Below are 16,387 nucleotides of genomic sequence, written 5' to 3' on the forward strand. Positions count from 1 at the left end.
TATCTTTTTTCATTTTTGGTTAGATAGGTTTGGGGTATTTAAATGTCTTTTTTGACTAGCATATAATAATCATTGTCCAAAAACATATAGCCTTGGTCATACAGGAAATAGTAGGTATTCCCAGTTTTAGTTTGTAAAATATTGGTAAAAAACTCAAAATCAAAACCTTTGCTCAGAAGTTTTGCCCGAGTGGTTTTTGATTTTCCTTCAATATTAAGTTCTGACAAAACACGGTAATTCTTGCGTAACTTATTGTTGATGTTGCGCATAAAATTAGTACTATCTTTGTTTATTTTATTGTTGTAGGCATTACGACAACCGTCACTGCAAAACTTTTTGTCTTCGCGACCTACAATTTTCTCTCCACATTCTAAGCAGGTTTTATTCATGGATTGATTTTTTTAATTTCGTACAAATCAGTTCTGCGATCTTTTAAGATTCTGGCGCTTCCGTGTTCGTGAAGCTCTTTAAGCAAATTCAAATCCACGTCTACAATCAAAGTCATTTCAGTATTAGGAGTGGTTTCCGCTTTTATTCCGGTGCTGGGAAATGCAAAATCCGATGGAGTGAAAACAGCGGTTTGTGCATATTGAATATCCATATTGTTCACTTTTGGAAGATTTCCAACACATCCTGCAATGGCTACATAACATTCGTTTTCTATGGCTCGGGCTTGTGCACAGTGTTTGACTCTGATGTAACCACTTTGTGTATCGGTTAAAAACGGTACAAATAAAATATTCATTTCTTCATCGGCCATTAATCGCGCCATTTCCGGAAACTCAACATCATAACAAATCATGATGCCTATTTTTCCACAATCAGTATCAAAAGTTCTAATTTGTGAGCCACCTTTCATTCCCCAATGCAGGACTTCATTTGGAGTAATATGGATCTTATAATACATTTCAGAGGTTCCGTCTCTTTTACAAAGAAATCCAACATTGTACAACGTGCCATTTTCTAAATAAGGCATGCTTCCAGAAATGATATTAATGTTATATGAGATGGCAAATTCCTGAAATTTTTTGCGAATGGGGTCTGCATATTTTGCAAGCTCTCTAATGGCATCAGGTTCGGCTAAATGATTGTAATCAGCCATAAGTGGAGCAATAAACAACTCCGGAAAAAGGGCAAAATCACTTTTATAACCGGATACGGCATCAATAAAAAATTCAGCTTGTTCAAATAAAGCTTCTAAGTTTATTAGCGGACGCATTTGCCACTGAATTAATCCAAGTCTGATGATACTTTTTTGGGTATTTATTAATTGCGGACTTTCGTCATAATAAATATTATTCCATTCTAATAAAACCGCAAATTCTTTGGAATCGATGTCTCCTGCCAAATAGTTTTTCATAATTCTCATCACGTGAAAATCATTACTCAACTGAAAGGAAAGTACGGAATCGTGCAATTCTTTTAGTTTTACTTTTTCGATATATTTTTTTGGGGTCAGCTCTTTGGCGTATTTACTGTAATTTGGTATTCTTCCAGCAAAAACAATAGCCTTTAGGTTCAGTTTCTCACACAATTCTTTTCGCGCATCGTACAATCGTCTGCCAAGCCGTAAACCCCTATAGTCAGGATGAATAAATACATCAATTCCATACAATATTTCCCCTTTTGGATTGTGTGTAGAGAAAGTGTAATTCCCTGTTATTTTAGCGTAATCCGGGTTTTTATCAACTAAAATCTCGGGTACAATTAATGATAATGCAGCGCCTACCACTTTCTTATCTGCAATAATTACAAATTGCCCTTCAGAAAATAAGTCAAGTAATCTTTCAATGTCTTTTTCTTTCCAATACGAATCAGCAAGTTCAGGATAGGACTTTACCATTGATTTTTTTAATTCCTTGTAGTCTTCAATCTTTAGATTTCGTAATTCTACTTTTTTTATTTTGGCTAACATAAGAAGTTGATTTCTATCAAATATAACTAAATTTTTCCATTTACAAACGTTTACAAATAGTTACAACCGAAAGTAAACAGTTAGTAACCGAATACTTTTTGGAAGGCATCGCATCTTTGCAATGTTGATTTGAAACAATTTCAATAGCAATTACAATGACAATAAAAAAATTACATATACACTAACATTTAAATTTTACACGCCATGAGCACATTAAGAAACAAAGTACAGTTAATTGGACATGTAGGAAATGATCCAGAAATCAAAACTTTTGACGGAGGAAAAAAACTAGCCAATTTCACATTAGCAACAAACGAAAGCTATAAAAACGACAAAGGAGAAAAAGTAGAAGAAACCCAATGGCACAAACTTGTGGCTTGGGGGAAAACGGCTGAAATTATAGAAAAATATGTTACTAAAGGAAAGGAAATTGCCATTGAAGGAAAATTGACCCATAGAAGTTATGATGATAAAAATGGTGAAAAGCGCTATGTTACCGAAGTAGTGGTAAATGATGTGCTTCTTTTGGGGAAATAGTTTTTAGTGATCAGTATTCAGTCCCCGTTTTCGGTCTCATGTCTGCAGTTATTGTACTGTTGCAAACTATGACTGAAAACCTAATAAAAAACCATCGATATACCTCGATGGTTTTTTATTAGCTATTAGAACTGTAAACTAATTACTAACCACTATTTTTTTTGCGTAAATCAAATTTAGGGCAATTCTTGCAACGTTTATGTTCTCCTTTTTTATATTTTTCACAGCATTCGGACTTGAGGTTTTCTTTAGCAGATCCGTTTTTGAGGAGTTTTTTTTTATCCTTTTTCTTTTCCTTCTTTTTATCCTTTTTACTCAATTTCGGCAGCATTAAAATCAAGTTACACTATTTATTCTAAAGAGTGTCTCGCTATTTAGAGCCTTTAGATGTCTCGCTGTTTAAAGTCAGCTGTTGAATATCTCTGTCAAATAAATACAAACCACCTTTATCATCACCAATTAGATTTATTTTATCCAAAATAAGTTTAGCTTGAGCTTCTTCTTCAATTTGTTCGGCTACGTACCATTGTAAAAAGTTGTGTGTGGCATAATCTTTTTCAGAAAAGGAAATGTGAACCAATTCGTTAATCGAATCAGAAACAAAAAGTTCGTGCTTGTACAATTCTTCAAACATTTCTTTGAAGGTTTCATAACTCGTTTTTGGTGCTTTCAATTCAGAAACTCGAGCATGACCTCCACGCTCGTTTATATATTTCACCAACTTAAGCATGTGTGTACGTTCCTCATCGGATTGTGCATACATAAATTTCGAAATCCCTTCCAGACCATGAGTTTCGGCCCATGAAGCCATAGAAAGATAGGTTTGGGATGATTCAGCTTCAATTCTAATCTGATTGTTCAGCGCGTGTTCTATATTTTTTGATAGCATGGCAGTATGTTTTAAGTAAAGTTACAAAAATAATTCGTTTCCTTTTTTTTGAAACCGAGAAAACATAATGCATTTGGAATAAATTTAAGTATTCTCGCTAGAAAATATTTCAATAAAGTTGATTTATATTCAATTATATCCATCTTTAAATTTACGCATAACATATTCTTTTGTGGCACTGTCGTAGTAACCCAAAATAAAATAATCTTTAAATTTTATTATATTTTCTAAAGCCACTTCTTTATGCTGACTTAAAAAATAGGAAATAGTATCAATAGCAAGTGGTGGTGATTGCTGATTGTTAAACTCAAAATTTTTGTCCCAGCTGCTTTCAAAAAAAACAGTTTCTGTATGAATATTAGGTGAAAAATTATTTTGCGGAAACATTTGCTCAAATTCATCATCGGATTGCCCAAAACTGACATTATTCCTTGAATAATAATCCACAAAATCATTTTTTGGAGTTCCTCCAAATGTAATTAAAGTGTGTTTTTTGTTTTTAAAAACCGATACACCAATATCTAAATTAGACAAATACTGCAGGAATTTTTTCGTTTTGTTTAATTCTTTTGGCTTTCCATTCTCTCTTTGTATTAATAATGGGGAGTTTTTGAAACGAATTGTATCATTTTTAGAAACAGTAATGGTTTTTATAGTCAAACCAGAATCATAGTCTTTTACATCAAACAAAAAACCATCTACATTGGCATTAACCTGAAATATTTTGTTTTCATAAAAAAAAGAGTTTGATGATCGCGCTGCTTTTTTTGGAATGGGTTGAGCGAAGTTTTTTTCGGTTATAATATGGTTTTTGAAATTAAGATCAAAGACTTGTGTTTTTTTAGGATTATGATCTAATGTTATGATAATGCGCTCATCGAGCATATAAACTTTGCTTTTCTGCGTGCTTTTGAATAACGGATTGTAATCGTCAACTTCCATTTTTTCAATAGGAAAGGCTTCTATAACTTTATTAAAAGGTATTCTTTGTGTATTTTTATTTTGAAAAAGAAAGTCTGAAAAATCAAATGTTTTTTCTTCAGCTCTTCCATTTTTAAAAGCATAAAGAGTTAAAGTTTGTTCTGATAGATTTTTAGAAAGGAGATAGAATAAATTATTCTTCTGAAAAGAGGTTATAACATAATGATTTGAAGAAGGAAATCTAAATTTTAAAGCCTTAAAAGTTTTGTTTTCTAAATAATATTTGATCAGTATAATTTCATTAAAATCCATTGAAGACCAATAAAGAGTTGGATTTCCATCTTCGCTAAAACTATATCCAATTATTGATTTGTTTTCTAAATTTAAGATCGAACCAGTATATTGATTGGTCAAGAACAAAGCGCTATTGTATTTTAAAATAGTAATATTCTGCTTGTTTGCTATAAAAGCAAAAACATCATGTGTTATTGTGTTTTCAGCATTCAAAATCTGATTATTTTCTTCAGATTTCTTTAAATCTAAAGGATAGGAGGTCAATACTGTTTGACTTAACAATGTTGATTGGTAGATCAGTAGCAAGAAGAGTAAAATATTTTTCATATAGCTTTACCTACAAAAATCATTCCGAAATTTTAACAAAAAATTTTATAATGAACGATTCATCAATTCCTGAAAACAATCTACAAATTGTCCTAAATGTAAACCATCTACTAATCCATGATGTACATGAATTGACATTGGCATGGTTCTCTTGCCGTTTTCAGCAATTTTCATTTTTCCAAAAGAAATCTTCGGGCAGCTATCCGGGAAAGTATAACTTCTAGCATGCGATAACGAAGTGAAATCCAACCACGGAATTGCCGAAAAATGGATTACATTATCATCCGTAAATGTTCGGGTGAAAAGACCGGTCGTGTTTTGTATTCTTTCAATCTCCGCCAATGCAGTCGCAGTAAAAATACCAAAATCAGAGTTGTATTCGATTAAAGAAAATCCGAAACTTCCATCTTCTCTGCCAATAGTTGCAGAAGCATTAATTTGGTCATAAATATATATATGATCATCCGAAATCCTGTAGCGAAATGATTCGGTGGCATTGACGGCAACCAACGTTTTGTGTAAATAGTAGATAAAAAAGGAAGTGTTCAGCGATTTTGCGGTTGCATAGGCTTTGGTACAATCAATCTCTACAGTGGCGCCAAAAAAGGGTTCTTCAAATTTTCTAAAAAAATGGAAATGCTCCTTTCTAGACCAGTTGTCTATATCTAAAAGTGTTTTCAAGATTTTGTGATTTTATTTATGGTTCAAAAATACAGTTATTCTTTTGATACTTGAATTTGTTTTATTTAACTTTTGTCGTAAACAAACTAGAAAATTGAAGTTTATAATTCCGGGATATTCAAAAAAGTTTTTGATAGAACGGGGAATAACAGGCATAAAAAAAGCCCTAAAAGAAATTTCCTTTAGGGCTTTATGATATAAAAAAGTAGCTTATTTTACTATGAAAGTAACTCTTCTAACTAATTTTCTTGCATTTTCTGAAGTTTTATCAACTGAAGTATCTTCACCAGCAGCAATTACATTCAATCTTGATGCATCAACTTTAGCTTTCACTAAGGTGTTTTTTACATTAGCAGCTCTTGCATTAGATAATTTATCATTGTATGCAGATCTTCCTATTTCGTCAGCATGACCAGTAATGTCAACTGAAGAAGAAGGATTGTTTCTCAAGTATGTCAAGATAAAATCAATACCTTCAGTAGATACGTTAGTTGGTTTAGATTTGTCAAAATCAAAATAAACCGCAACATAACCACCGTTAATTAAGCTTTTGATTAATTCATTATCGTATACAATACCAGTATCACCAGTTTTAGCAGCGTAATTTTTCAAGATAAAAGCTTCTGTTTCGTCAGGAACATTATTGTTGTTTTTATCAATTGATCTTCCTTTAGTATCAACCATTGCGCCTGCAGGAGTACTTAACTCTTCATCTAAATAATCAGCTACACCATCTTTATCAGAGTCTAGCATTTTATTTTCAATAGCCATAAATCTTGCGTCAATTGCGTCAAATCTACCTTCGTGATCGATAACCCAGTCAGCATGTTTTTCGTTTTTACCTAAGTAAACAGTTAAACCTACTGTACCATTGAAAAGTACACCGCCGAAACCAGGAGATCCTATTGTACTTGCACCATCAAAAGTACGGTTTTGTTTAGCATTAAGAATTGTTGTAAAATCTCCAGTCAATGCAATTCTATTAGATAATTTAATTTGACCAGTAACACCAGCAATAAAATTACCCATTCTGTCAGTTCCTGAAAAGTTATCAGATTCACCAAAACCTAATCCAAAACCAGCGTGACCTAATAAACCAAGAGTGTTTGTCCAAGTTTCAAAGCTCATGATTCTTCCTAAGTTGGCAACTGCCTGTAAATCAGCTCTATAGTATTTAGAATCAAATCCTATTGAATTTTCACCTTCTTTAAAACTGTTATATCCAAAATCAGCTTTTAAACCAAATTTGTTATTGAACATATAACGCACACCTAAATCAGCTACATAAGCACTAGTAACAGCAGTTCTATATCCAGCAGTCATAGGTCTCATCGGTTTGTTTAAACCACCAGCTAATTCAACAGACCATTTGTTAAATTCAGTTCCAGTACTTGCGCTTTCTACATTTTCTGTTTGAGCACTCAAAGTTGTCATTGCAGAAGCAAAAACCAACGTAAGTATGATTTTTTTCATAATTTTATTATTTAATAATTTTATGCAAAAGTAAAACATATTGTTAGATAAGAAATTTTAAACAGTTAATTATGTAAGAATTAGTTTTAATTCTGTAAATCGAGTTAGGAATAGCGCTTTTGGCAATATTTTGTAATATTTTTATAGATTATATAAAAATATTAACTTTAAATCACAGTATTTTTGGTTGAAAAACATTGTAATTAATGATCAAAGAGGTTTAAAACAGGGTTTTTTATTCTAATCTTTTTAAAACTTCTGTTATTTTTTCGAAAGCACTGAAGTTTACATGTTCTACTTTATGGTCTATTTTTTCGTGTGCCCAAGTCGTATGAAACGGAATATGAACGGCGTGTCCGCCAATGGCTAAAACCGGTAAAACGTCTGATTTTAAAGAATTGCCAATCATAAAAAACTCCTCGGGTTGTATTTCCAAGCGTTTGATCAAGTCCGAATAATCAATTTCTTGCTTGTCTGACATCACTTCGATATGGTGAAAATAATGTCCTAAACCAGAATTATGAAGTTTTCGGCGTTGATCTAATAAATCACCTTTGGTGGCCACAACCAACTTGTATTTCCCATGCAAAGCTTCCAGGGTTTCTTCTACACCATCTAATAAAATAATCGGTTTCTCGAGTAATTCTTTTCCGTATTGGATGATTTTTTCAATAATTTCAATAGGAATGGTATTGTTCGAAATATTCATTGCTGCTTCAATCATGGATAAAATATAGCCTTTTATTCCGTATCCGTATAATTTAAGATTATCAATCTCCACCTTGAAAAGCTCTTGTGAAATTCCTTGATGTGACAAATAATCTTCCATCAATCCACAGAATTTTTTCTCGGTTTCATCAAAATAGGTTTCGTTGATCCATAAGGTATCATCGGCGTCGAAAGCAATCACTTTTAGGTTCATATTTGTTTCATTTTACCGCGAATTCGCTAATTAATATATTTAAGAGTATATATTAATTAGCGAATTCGCGGTTGATTTTTCTTAATTTATCGTCTCTCCATTCGCAACACCATCCGTGTCTGGATTTACAAAAACCAATTTCCCTTCGGCATTCGTAGTCATCAAAATCATTCCTTGGCTTTCTACGCCACGAAGATTTCTTGGAGCCAAATTCACTAGAACCGTTACTCTTTTTCCAACAATGTCTTCTGGTTTGAAACTCTCTGCAATTCCTGAAACTATCGTACGAACATCAATTCCGGTATCTACCTTCAAAATCAAAAGTTTGTTCGCTTTCGGCATTTTCTCAGCATCCAGAATCGTTCCTACACGAATGTCCATTTTGGCAAAATCCTCAAATTGAATCGCTTCTTTTTGTGGTTCTGCAACTTTATTCTCTGCTTTATTGGCGGTTTTAGTCGCTTCCAGTTTGTCAATTTGTTTTTGGATTTCCTCGTCTTCAATTTTAGCAAACAATAATTCAGCTTCGCCAATTTGGTGTCCAGCCGGAATTAAATCAGAATTTTGGGCAATAGTATTCCAGTTCAACGGACTTTCTATTTTTAAAATTCTTGATAATTTTTTAGCAGTAAATGGTAGGAAAGGTTCACAAAGTGAACTCAACGCAACAGCAATTTGTAACGCAACATACATTTGCGTTTGTACGCGCTCCGGATTGTCTTTAATGACTTTCCAAGGCTCTTCATCTGCCAAATATTTGTTTCCTAAACGGGCCACATTCATTAATTCACTCAAGGCTTCGCGGAATCTGTAACGTTCCAGAGAACTAGAAATCACAGCAGGATATGCTTTTAATTCGGTTAAAGTAGCTTCATCCACTTCCGAAAGTTCATTCGGTTGCGGAACAATTCCGTTGTAATATTTATTGGTTAAAACCACCACACGATTAATGAAATTCCCGTAAATCGCCACCAATTCATTATTGTTTCTCGCCTGAAAATCTTTCCAAGTAAAATCATTGTCCTTGGTTTCCGGTGCATTTGATGTCAACGCATAACGCAAAACATCTTGTTGGTTTGGAAATTCTTCTAAATATTCGTGCAACCAAACCGCCCAGTTTTTTGAAGTCGATAATTTATTTCCTTCCAAGTTTAAGAACTCATTAGCAGGAACATTGTCCGGCAAAATATAACTTCCTTCGGCTTTCAACATCGCCGGGAAAATGATGCAATGGAAAACAATATTGTCTTTCCCTATAAAGTGAACCAGTTTAGTATCCTTGTCTTTCCAGTAAGGCTCCCAATCTTTTCCTTCTCTTTGAGCCCATTCTTTCGTGGATGAAATGTAGCCAATCGGCGCATCAAACCACACGTATAATTTTTTTCCTTCGGCACCCTCAACAGGAACGTCAATTCCCCAGTCCAGGTCACGGGTTACTGCGCGAGGTTCCAATCCGCCGTCAATCCATGATTTTACTTGTCCGTAAACATTCGGTTTCCAGTCATTTTTATGTCCTACGAGAATCCATTCTTTCAAGAAATCTTCATAACGGTCCAAAGGCAAAAACCAGTGTTTCGTTGCTTTCATAATCGGAGTTTCTCCCGTAATGGTCGATTTTGGATTAATCAAATCTGTAGCATTCAACGTTGAACCACATTTTTCGCATTGATCGCCATAGGCTTCTTCGTTGCCACATTTTGGGCAAGTTCCCACCACAAAACGGTCAGCCAAGAATTGATCTGCTTTTGCATCATACAATTGCTCGGTCACTTCTTCGATAAAATCACCTTTATCATACAGTTTTTTAAAAAATTCCGAAGCCGTATCATGATGAATTTTAGCCGAAGTTCTGGAATAATTATCAAACGAAATTCCAAAATCAGAGAATGATTTACGGATTATTCCGTCATATTTGTCAATTACTTCCTGTGGCGTAATGCCTTCTTTTTTGGCTTTCATCGAAATCGCCACACCATGTTCATCACTTCCGCAAACAAACAAAACGTCTCTTCCCTGCAATCTTAAATATCTGGAATATATATCCGAAGGTACGTAAACACCCGCCAAATGGCCAATGTGAATCGGTCCGTTCGTATACGGCAATGCCGCTGTAATCGTATATCTTTTTGGATTCTGTATCATGATTCAGTTTTATTGAGTGCAAAAATAAGCAATAGAATTTTTATTTGAAGCTATTTCCCGCTATCCGTTGCAATCTTTTACTTTTTAAAGAAAAAAGTAAAAGGATTTTCACTGCTATCAGGGCTAAGGAATCGTATTGCGACAACTTTTTAAGAGAAGCATATTTAGTTAATTTACAATACTGAAAGATTAAAAAACTTAAGAATAGGAATTTATAGCACTCTAAAAAATAGTATTATATTTACATTTTTTTACTAAAACATTTTAAATCTAAACGCCTACAATTAAATTCAACAATTTATAAGATGAAAAAAATAACGATACTGTTACTGTTTTTAAGCATTTTTTCTGCTCATTCCCAAACTCAAAAAGAAGTTTCTAGCGATTGGACTTCTTTTAATCAAACTATTAGCATTCAAACTGCTGTGCCAAAAAAGTTTAAAGTAATTGCCTCTGTAAAAATGGAGTCCGAAGAACCTATGGCTTGGGCTGGGGTTTGGCTAGAGTAGATACTAAAAATGAAGAAGATGGCTTTTTTGATAACATGAGTGATAGGCCAATTAAAGCAAAAGCTTGGCAATCCTATACTGTTGAGGGAATCATCGATGCTAATACTAAATCATTAAGTTTTGGCGGCTTGTGTTTATATAACGGAAAATTCTATTTCGATAAATTTGAATTGCTTATTGAAAATGGAAAAGGCGTTTTTGAACCAATTACGGTTTTAAATGCCAGTTTTGAAACTCCTATTAAAAATGGTGAAATTCCAAAATGGGACTTAGGTATATCCAAAAATAAAATAGTTAAAGTGAAAGAATTTAAGATTACATCTGATAAAAGTAGTGCAGAAGGAGTTTTTGGGTTACTGATTGAAGGAAGTGGCATAAAAATTAAAGAAAATGGGAAAATAGGCAATATTGAAGGAGCTTCACCTCAAATCGGGGCTATGATTTCGATGCTTGAAGATCTTAAAGGGAGAGTTGAAGATGCAATTAAAGACATGAGTCAGTATGAATTAGATTATTTGCATGATGAGCAAGCGAATAGAATTGGTTCGTTAATCATGCATTTGGCCGCAGCCGAAGCTTATTACCAAGTTTTTACCTTTGAAAACAGAGATTTTAATGCGGAAGAAAAGAAAAAATGGAGTACTGCTTTGAATCTAGACCAAGGTGGTCAAGACGAATTTAAAGGGCATGAGGTACAGTATTATTTAGATATTTATAATCAAGTAAGAGCAAAAACCATAGCTGAATTAAAAAAACGAGATGATGCTTGGTTTGCAGAGGTACAAAAACGTTATGACTGGACTAATCATTATTGCTGGTTTCATGTTATGGAGCACCAATCGAGTCATTTAGGTCAAGTTTTATTTTTAAAGAAACGAATTCCGCCTCAAAAAGAACTAAGATTGGAGCAAAAGATTAAATACTAACTTAATAAAGATTTATCAATAACTCATCAATTAGGAAGTCGCATTTATAATGTGGCTTTTTTTATATTTGTAAACGTAAATAAAGTAGCTTCTACATTATGGCAAAAGGACCCGAAAAAAACACTAAAAATAAGGCTTTACATACCAAATTGCTAAATCGGAAAAAAGCCAAACTTCAAGAGGAGAAAAAAGAAAAAGCCTTGCGTTTGAAAGCTTTGGTTACCAAAATGAATCAGAAAAAGAGTAATGACGAATCTGATGTCATATAAATCGAATTGCATTTCTTTTCTGTAATAATTTACCCGAAATTTGCAGCACATATTCAAACACAAAACCTATGGAATTCGGTAGAATAATTATTTCAGAAACAGCCTTTAATAGTGAGAACCTTCAAGATGTGATTCACTCTAATATTTCGGTAATCAACTTAATGCGTGAGGAAGGTATAAACGATGATTTGATTCACGAAGATGCTATAATGAGTTATTATTTAGATTATTATACCTCACAATATACCGAAGGAAATTTTGCTCAGTTTGTACACAATTCGGGTTGGGATAAGGAACTAAACGAATTGATAGAAGAAGGTTTGGCACTAATTGGCGCCGAAAAACATTTGGAATTATTTCAACAACAATCCAAAAAAGTAAAATTAATGAGCAGTGTCAAGCTCAACAAATTCTTGAAAGGGAAATTGGAAGGCGTAAATCCTATCCGAGATTTGCTTAACAACGACACTTTTTTTGAAATAGAAGAAAACCTGGTTACTTTGAATGCCGCTTTTTTAAAAACACACCCCGATTTTGAAGTCCTTTCTGTAGACGACATGTTTGCAACCTTAGAAGAATTTGTGGGTCATGAGATTAAAAGAGCATAAACTAAGTCAAAAGTCGTAAGTCAAAAGTCTTAAAGGTGTTTTTCTATTGTACTCCATTGTCTTTATATTATATTTAAATAAAGGGTGATTAAATAAGGTTATTTCCTAGAGCTTGACTTTGTGACTTTATGACTTTGGACTTTTGACTAATTTTTTGTCCCATTTCTATCAAACATTTCCTTAAATTTGCTTCCATTATTATATAAGTTAGCGTTAAAAAAATCAAGCTATGTTACAAATCGCATTTATTAGAGAGAATCAAGAAAAAGTAATCACCGCTTTGGCAAAGAGAAACATCGATGCTACAAGTGTTGTTGAAGAAGTGGTACAACTGGATGAAAAACGTCGCGCTACGCAAGTGGAGTTAGACGGAATTTTATCCGAATCTAATAAATTATCCAAAGACATTGGCGAATTGATGAAAGGCGGAGAGAAATCGAAAGCCGCAATTCTAAAAGAAAAAACAGTTTTATTAAAAGAGAAAAGCAAGAAATTAGCAGAAACTGCTGATGTACTTGCCGCAGAACTTTTAGAGAAATTATATACCTTACCCAATCTTCCTGCTGATATTGTTCCTGTTGGGAAAACTCCCGAGGAAAACCTAAACGTTTTTGAAGAAGGGGAGATTCCAGTTTTGCACGAAGGCGCACAGCCACATTGGGAATTGGTAAAAAAATACGACATCATTGATTTTGAGCTTGGAGTAAAAATCACAGGCGCAGGATTTCCGGTTTATAAAGGAAAAGGCGCGAAGTTGCAACGCGCTTTAATCAATTATTTCTTGGATAAAAACACGGCAGCAGGTTACAATGAAGTTCAGGTGCCGCACATGGTAAATGAAGCATCTGCTTATGGAACGGGACAATTGCCGGACAAAGAAGGGCAAATGTATCACGATAAAACTGATGATTTGTACTTGATTCCAACGGCGGAAGTTCCTGTGACGAATTTGTTTCGTGATGTAATCCTTAACGAAAATGAATTACCAGTTTTAACTACAGCGTACACGCCTTGTTTCCGTCGTGAAGCAGGTTCTTATGGGGCACACGTTCGTGGATTGAACCGTTTGCATCAATTTGACAAAGTAGAAATTGTACGTGTAGAGCATCCTGATAAATCATACGAAGCTTTGGATGGAATGGTAGAACACGTTAAAAACATATTACAGGAATTGAAATTACCTTATAGAATTTTGCGTCTTTGTGGAGGCGATATGGGTTTTACATCAGCTTTGACGTATGATTTCGAAGTGTTTTCTACAGCACAAGATCGTTGGTTGGAAATCAGTTCAGTTTCTAATTTTGAGACTTTTCAAGCGAATCGTTTAAAATTGCGTTTCAAAGACAAAGACGGGAAAAACCAATTGGCACACACCTTAAACGGAAGTGCATTGGCTTTGCCAAGAGTTTTAGCCGGAATTTTAGAAAACTACCAAACACCGGAAGGAATCGTAATTCCAGAAGTTTTACGTCCGTATTGTGGGTTTGATATTATTGATTAGTTAAAATACTACTGAAAAATATTTTGTTGATGAAAAGAATTACGGTGTTCTGTGGCTCCAGTTTTGGGAATGATAAAAATCATGAGCTTCAAGCGGTATTGCTAGGACAGGTAATGGCCAAGAAGAACATTGATTTGGTTTACGGTGGAGCAAAAGTTGGTTTAATGGGTGCGGTTGCAGATGGTGTTTTGAGTGAAAACGGAAAAGTATTTGGTGTTTTACCTAGTTTTTTGATGTCTAAAGAGGTTGCTCACGATAATTTGACAGAATTAATTATTGTAGAAAGTATGCACGAAAGAAAAACCAAAATGAATGAATTAAGCGATGGCGTAATTGCATTGCCTGGTGGATTTGGAACTTTAGAGGAGTTTTTCGAAATGCTGACTTGGGCTCAGCTTGGACTTCATAAGAAACCAATTGGAATTTTAAACGTTGATGGATTTTATAATTTATTATTGCAATTTATCCAAAAAATGGTCGATAACGGTTTTTTAAAAGAAATAAATCAAAAGATGATTCTGGTTAGTAATGATGTGGAAGAGTTGTTGAACAAAATGGAAAATTACACGGCACCGGAAGTTGGAAAATGGATTAAAAAGGGAAATGAATAAATAGACTGATGTTTATTCCATAACCTAAATCTGAATTAAAAAAACAGATAAAAAATGAAAAAAATCGTTCTCTTTATACATCTGTTTTTATCGCTATTTGCGTTTGCTCAAAACGAACAATTAGCGCAGTATTATTATGACAAAGGCGATTTTGAAAAAGCGAAAATCAGCTATGAAGAGTTGCTGCAAGAGATTCCATTAAACTCACAGTATTTTTTAAGAATAATAGATTGTTCGCAGCAATTACAGCAATTTGACAGTGCCGAAAAAGCCATTCAAGAACGACTTGAAAAATACAATCAAGGGAATCTTCTGGTGGAATTAGGGTATAATTTTCAGTTGCAAAAAAATGATGCCAAAGCCAAAATTTACTACGAGCAAGCATTAGATCGAATCAGAAAAAATCCAAATGAAGTCTACGGAATTTCAAACGCTTTTGAGAGAAAAGTGCTGCTCGAATACGCTCTGAAATCCTACCAAACCGCAACAGAATTGGAACCGAATTTTAATTTCAATTATCAAATAGGATTGCTTTACGGTCAATTGTCTAATATGGAAATGATGATTTCTACTTTTCTGGATGAAGCGTTTGCGAATCCTCAAAACTCCATTCGAATCCAAAATCAATTGGTTCGTTTTATGGTTGACGAAGGTGACGCAAACTTCAATGAAATATTACGTAAAGCATTAATTTTAAGAACACAAAAAAATCAAGATCTTTTTTGGAATCATTATTTGAGTTGGTTTTATGTACAGCAAAAAGAGTTCGAAAAAGCTTTTATTCAGGAAAAAGCCATTTACAAACGCAATCCGGAATCGCTTGCCAATATTGTAAATTTAGGGCAACTGGCCATTGAAGAAGAGAATCAGGAAACGGCTAAGGAAATTTTGGGCTTTGTATTGGAAAACACACAAGATTTAGAATTGCTTATTCAAGCGAATTCTTATTTGGTAACCATGAAAATTGAAAAAGCATCCGAAAATGACTTTGCAGCAATCAGCACAGAATTAGACGGTTTGTTGAAACAATTTGAAATAAGTCCTTTTACCTTATCTTTGCAGCTGATTCAGGCACATTTTACAGCTTTTAATTTAAAAAAACCGGAGGAAGGAAAGGCAATAGTCAAGAGAGCGCTGGAATTGCAATTGAATGATTATGAATTGGCTAATGCCAAAATGGAACTGGCAGATATTTTGCTGTATGAAGAAAAATTTAACCAGGCTTTGATCTATTATTCGCAGATTGAATTGGATTTGAAGAATGATGTAATGGCGCATGAAGCCAGTTTGAAAGCCGCAAAAACCAGTTATTTCAAAACCGATTTTGCTTGGGCATTGAAGCAATTTAAGGAATTGAAATCGGCCAATACACAGTTGATCGCTAATGACGCTTTGGAATATTTTCTGTTAATCAATGACAATACCGCAGCCGATTCGACGCAAACGGCTTTGAAACAATTTGCAAAAGGAGACTATCTGTTGTATCAAAACAGAAATCAGGAAGCGGTAACGCAGTTTCAGACGATATTAAAAAATAATAAAGGACAGGAAATAGAAGCCGTGACCTTGTTGCGGTTAGGGAAAATATATGAAAAGAAAGGTGATTTTGCTTTGGCTCTAAGCCAATACCAAACGATTATTGATCAGCATAGCAACGGAATTTACATCGATGAAGCGTTGTATTTTTCGGCAGAAATTTATAACAAGCAATTGTTGCCTGAAAAAGCGAAACCACTATATGAAAAGGTATTGTTCAATCATCAGGACAGTATTTATTTTGTGGAAGCAAGGAAGAAATTCAGGCAATTGCGAGGCGATACTAATTTATAAAAAAGTTTGACAGGTTAAAAGTTTAACTGATT

Annotated in this window: 16 protein-coding genes; 8 read left to right on the forward strand and 8 right to left on the reverse strand. The window is 34.0% G+C overall.

From position 1 onward, the window contains the following. Nucleotides 1-38: 38 nt before the first annotated feature. Entirely contained in the window at nucleotides 39-389 is a 351-nt protein-coding gene (locus E0H99_RS02830) for a hypothetical protein (protein ID WP_131990969.1), read from the reverse strand. After that, nucleotides 386-1,915, reverse strand: coding sequence for a bifunctional GNAT family N-acetyltransferase/carbon-nitrogen hydrolase family protein (locus E0H99_RS02835; RefSeq protein WP_131990971.1), 1,530 nt, complete (start codon nucleotides 1,913-1,915; stop codon nucleotides 386-388). Before E0H99_RS02835 ends, E0H99_RS02830 begins: the two co-directional genes overlap by 4 nt. A 204-nt stretch (nucleotides 1,916-2,119) precedes the next feature. Between E0H99_RS02835 and E0H99_RS02840 the strand changes: the two genes are divergently transcribed. Continuing rightward, nucleotides 2,120-2,452, forward strand: coding sequence for a single-stranded DNA-binding protein (locus tag E0H99_RS02840; RefSeq protein ID WP_099713873.1), 333 nt, complete (start codon nucleotides 2,120-2,122; stop codon nucleotides 2,450-2,452). Nucleotides 2,453-2,822: 370 nt separating this feature from the next. Here the strand turns inward: E0H99_RS02840 and E0H99_RS02850 are convergent, their stop codons facing one another. From E0H99_RS02850 to metG, 6 genes are all read right to left on the reverse strand, one after another. After that, on the reverse strand, nucleotides 2,823-3,341 hold the full coding sequence (locus E0H99_RS02850) for a ferritin (protein WP_131990975.1): 519 nt from the start codon (nucleotides 3,339-3,341) through the stop codon (nucleotides 2,823-2,825). A gap of 129 nt (nucleotides 3,342-3,470) precedes the next feature. Beyond that, a complete protein-coding gene (locus E0H99_RS02855; protein ID WP_131990977.1) occupies nucleotides 3,471-4,883 on the reverse strand; it encodes a hypothetical protein in 1,413 nt (470 codons plus the stop codon). A 45-nt stretch (nucleotides 4,884-4,928) separates the two neighbouring features. Beyond that, entirely contained in the window at nucleotides 4,929-5,564 is a 636-nt protein-coding gene (locus E0H99_RS02860; RefSeq protein WP_131990979.1) for a chloramphenicol acetyltransferase, read from the reverse strand. A 210-nt stretch (nucleotides 5,565-5,774) separates the two neighbouring features. Continuing rightward, nucleotides 5,775-7,037 carry an OmpA family protein gene (locus tag E0H99_RS02865; protein WP_131990981.1) on the reverse strand — a complete coding sequence of 421 codons (1,263 nt, stop codon included), beginning with the start codon at nucleotides 7,035-7,037 and terminating at the stop codon, nucleotides 5,775-5,777. Between the two features lie 235 nt (nucleotides 7,038-7,272). Next, entirely contained in the window at nucleotides 7,273-7,959 is a 687-nt protein-coding gene (locus E0H99_RS02870; protein WP_131990983.1) for an HAD family hydrolase, read from the reverse strand. 81 nt (nucleotides 7,960-8,040) lie between these two features. Then, complete coding sequence (metG, locus tag E0H99_RS02875; protein ID WP_131990985.1) at nucleotides 8,041-10,101, reverse strand: methionine--tRNA ligase; 2,061 nt, start codon at nucleotides 10,099-10,101, stop codon at nucleotides 8,041-8,043. A 305-nt stretch (nucleotides 10,102-10,406) separates the two neighbouring features. Between metG and E0H99_RS17355 the strand changes: the two genes are divergently transcribed. The 7 genes from E0H99_RS17355 (at nucleotide 10,407) to E0H99_RS02900 (ending at nucleotide 16,355) form a co-directional block, all read left to right on the forward strand. Next, nucleotides 10,407-10,610: a hypothetical protein gene (locus E0H99_RS17355; protein WP_240723429.1), complete on the forward strand. Its 204-nt coding sequence runs from the start codon at nucleotides 10,407-10,409 to the stop codon at nucleotides 10,608-10,610. After that, nucleotides 10,586-11,536, forward strand: a complete 951-nt coding sequence (locus E0H99_RS02880; RefSeq protein ID WP_240723430.1) for a DinB family protein — start codon at nucleotides 10,586-10,588, stop codon at nucleotides 11,534-11,536. Before E0H99_RS17355 ends, E0H99_RS02880 begins: the two co-directional genes overlap by 25 nt. Before the next feature lie 98 nt (nucleotides 11,537-11,634). After that, nucleotides 11,635-11,805: a hypothetical protein gene (locus E0H99_RS17135; RefSeq protein WP_165930246.1), complete on the forward strand. Its 171-nt coding sequence runs from the start codon at nucleotides 11,635-11,637 to the stop codon at nucleotides 11,803-11,805. Nucleotides 11,806-11,873: 68 nt separating this feature from the next. Further along, nucleotides 11,874-12,413, forward strand: a complete 540-nt coding sequence (locus E0H99_RS02885) for a DUF4375 domain-containing protein (protein ID WP_131990987.1) — start codon at nucleotides 11,874-11,876, stop codon at nucleotides 12,411-12,413. Between the two features lie 229 nt (nucleotides 12,414-12,642). Next, nucleotides 12,643-13,914 (forward strand): serine--tRNA ligase, encoded by a 1,272-nt coding sequence (gene serS / locus E0H99_RS02890; RefSeq protein WP_131990989.1) that lies wholly within the window; start codon nucleotides 12,643-12,645, stop codon nucleotides 13,912-13,914. Between the two features lie 29 nt (nucleotides 13,915-13,943). Then, nucleotides 13,944-14,525: a TIGR00730 family Rossman fold protein gene (locus E0H99_RS02895; RefSeq protein ID WP_131990991.1), complete on the forward strand. Its 582-nt coding sequence runs from the start codon at nucleotides 13,944-13,946 to the stop codon at nucleotides 14,523-14,525. 54 nt (nucleotides 14,526-14,579) lie between these two features. Continuing rightward, nucleotides 14,580-16,355 carry a tetratricopeptide repeat protein gene (locus tag E0H99_RS02900; protein ID WP_131990993.1) on the forward strand — a complete coding sequence of 592 codons (1,776 nt, stop codon included), beginning with the start codon at nucleotides 14,580-14,582 and terminating at the stop codon, nucleotides 16,353-16,355. Nucleotides 16,356-16,387: the final 32 nt, after the last annotated feature.

It is taken from the genome of Flavobacterium sp. GT3P67 (genome assembly GCF_004349155.1).
Lineage (GTDB): Bacteria > Bacteroidota > Bacteroidia > Flavobacteriales > Flavobacteriaceae > Flavobacterium > Flavobacterium ranwuense.

What these genes read in the sequence shown, in the direction of transcription:
- E0H99_RS02830 (WP_131990969.1), bottom strand. Translation starts at nt 389, where the DNA reads ATGAATAAAACCTGCTTAGAATGTGGAGAGAAAATTGTAGGTCGCGAA.
- E0H99_RS02835 (WP_131990971.1), bottom strand. Translation starts at nt 1,915, where the DNA reads ATGTTAGCCAAAATAAAAAAAGTAGAATTACGAAATCTAAAGATTGAA.
- E0H99_RS02840 (WP_099713873.1), top strand. Translation starts at nt 2,120, where the DNA reads ATGAGCACATTAAGAAACAAAGTACAGTTAATTGGACATGTAGGAAAT.
- E0H99_RS02850 (WP_131990975.1), bottom strand. Translation starts at nt 3,341, where the DNA reads ATGCTATCAAAAAATATAGAACACGCGCTGAACAATCAGATTAGAATT.
- E0H99_RS02855 (WP_131990977.1), bottom strand. Translation starts at nt 4,883, where the DNA reads ATGAAAAATATTTTACTCTTCTTGCTACTGATCTACCAATCAACATTG.
- E0H99_RS02865 (WP_131990981.1), bottom strand. Translation starts at nt 7,037, where the DNA reads ATGAAAAAAATCATACTTACGTTGGTTTTTGCTTCTGCAATGACAACT.
- E0H99_RS02870 (WP_131990983.1), bottom strand. Translation starts at nt 7,959, where the DNA reads ATGAACCTAAAAGTGATTGCTTTCGACGCCGATGATACCTTATGGATC.
- metG (WP_131990985.1), bottom strand. Translation starts at nt 10,101, where the DNA reads ATGATACAGAATCCAAAAAGATATACGATTACAGCGGCATTGCCGTAT.
- E0H99_RS17355 (WP_240723429.1), top strand. Translation starts at nt 10,407, where the DNA reads ATGAAAAAAATAACGATACTGTTACTGTTTTTAAGCATTTTTTCTGCT.
- E0H99_RS17135 (WP_165930246.1), top strand. Translation starts at nt 11,635, where the DNA reads ATGGCAAAAGGACCCGAAAAAAACACTAAAAATAAGGCTTTACATACC.
- E0H99_RS02885 (WP_131990987.1), top strand. Translation starts at nt 11,874, where the DNA reads ATGGAATTCGGTAGAATAATTATTTCAGAAACAGCCTTTAATAGTGAG.
- serS (WP_131990989.1), top strand. Translation starts at nt 12,643, where the DNA reads ATGTTACAAATCGCATTTATTAGAGAGAATCAAGAAAAAGTAATCACC.
- E0H99_RS02895 (WP_131990991.1), top strand. Translation starts at nt 13,944, where the DNA reads ATGAAAAGAATTACGGTGTTCTGTGGCTCCAGTTTTGGGAATGATAAA.
- E0H99_RS02900 (WP_131990993.1), top strand. Translation starts at nt 14,580, where the DNA reads ATGAAAAAAATCGTTCTCTTTATACATCTGTTTTTATCGCTATTTGCG.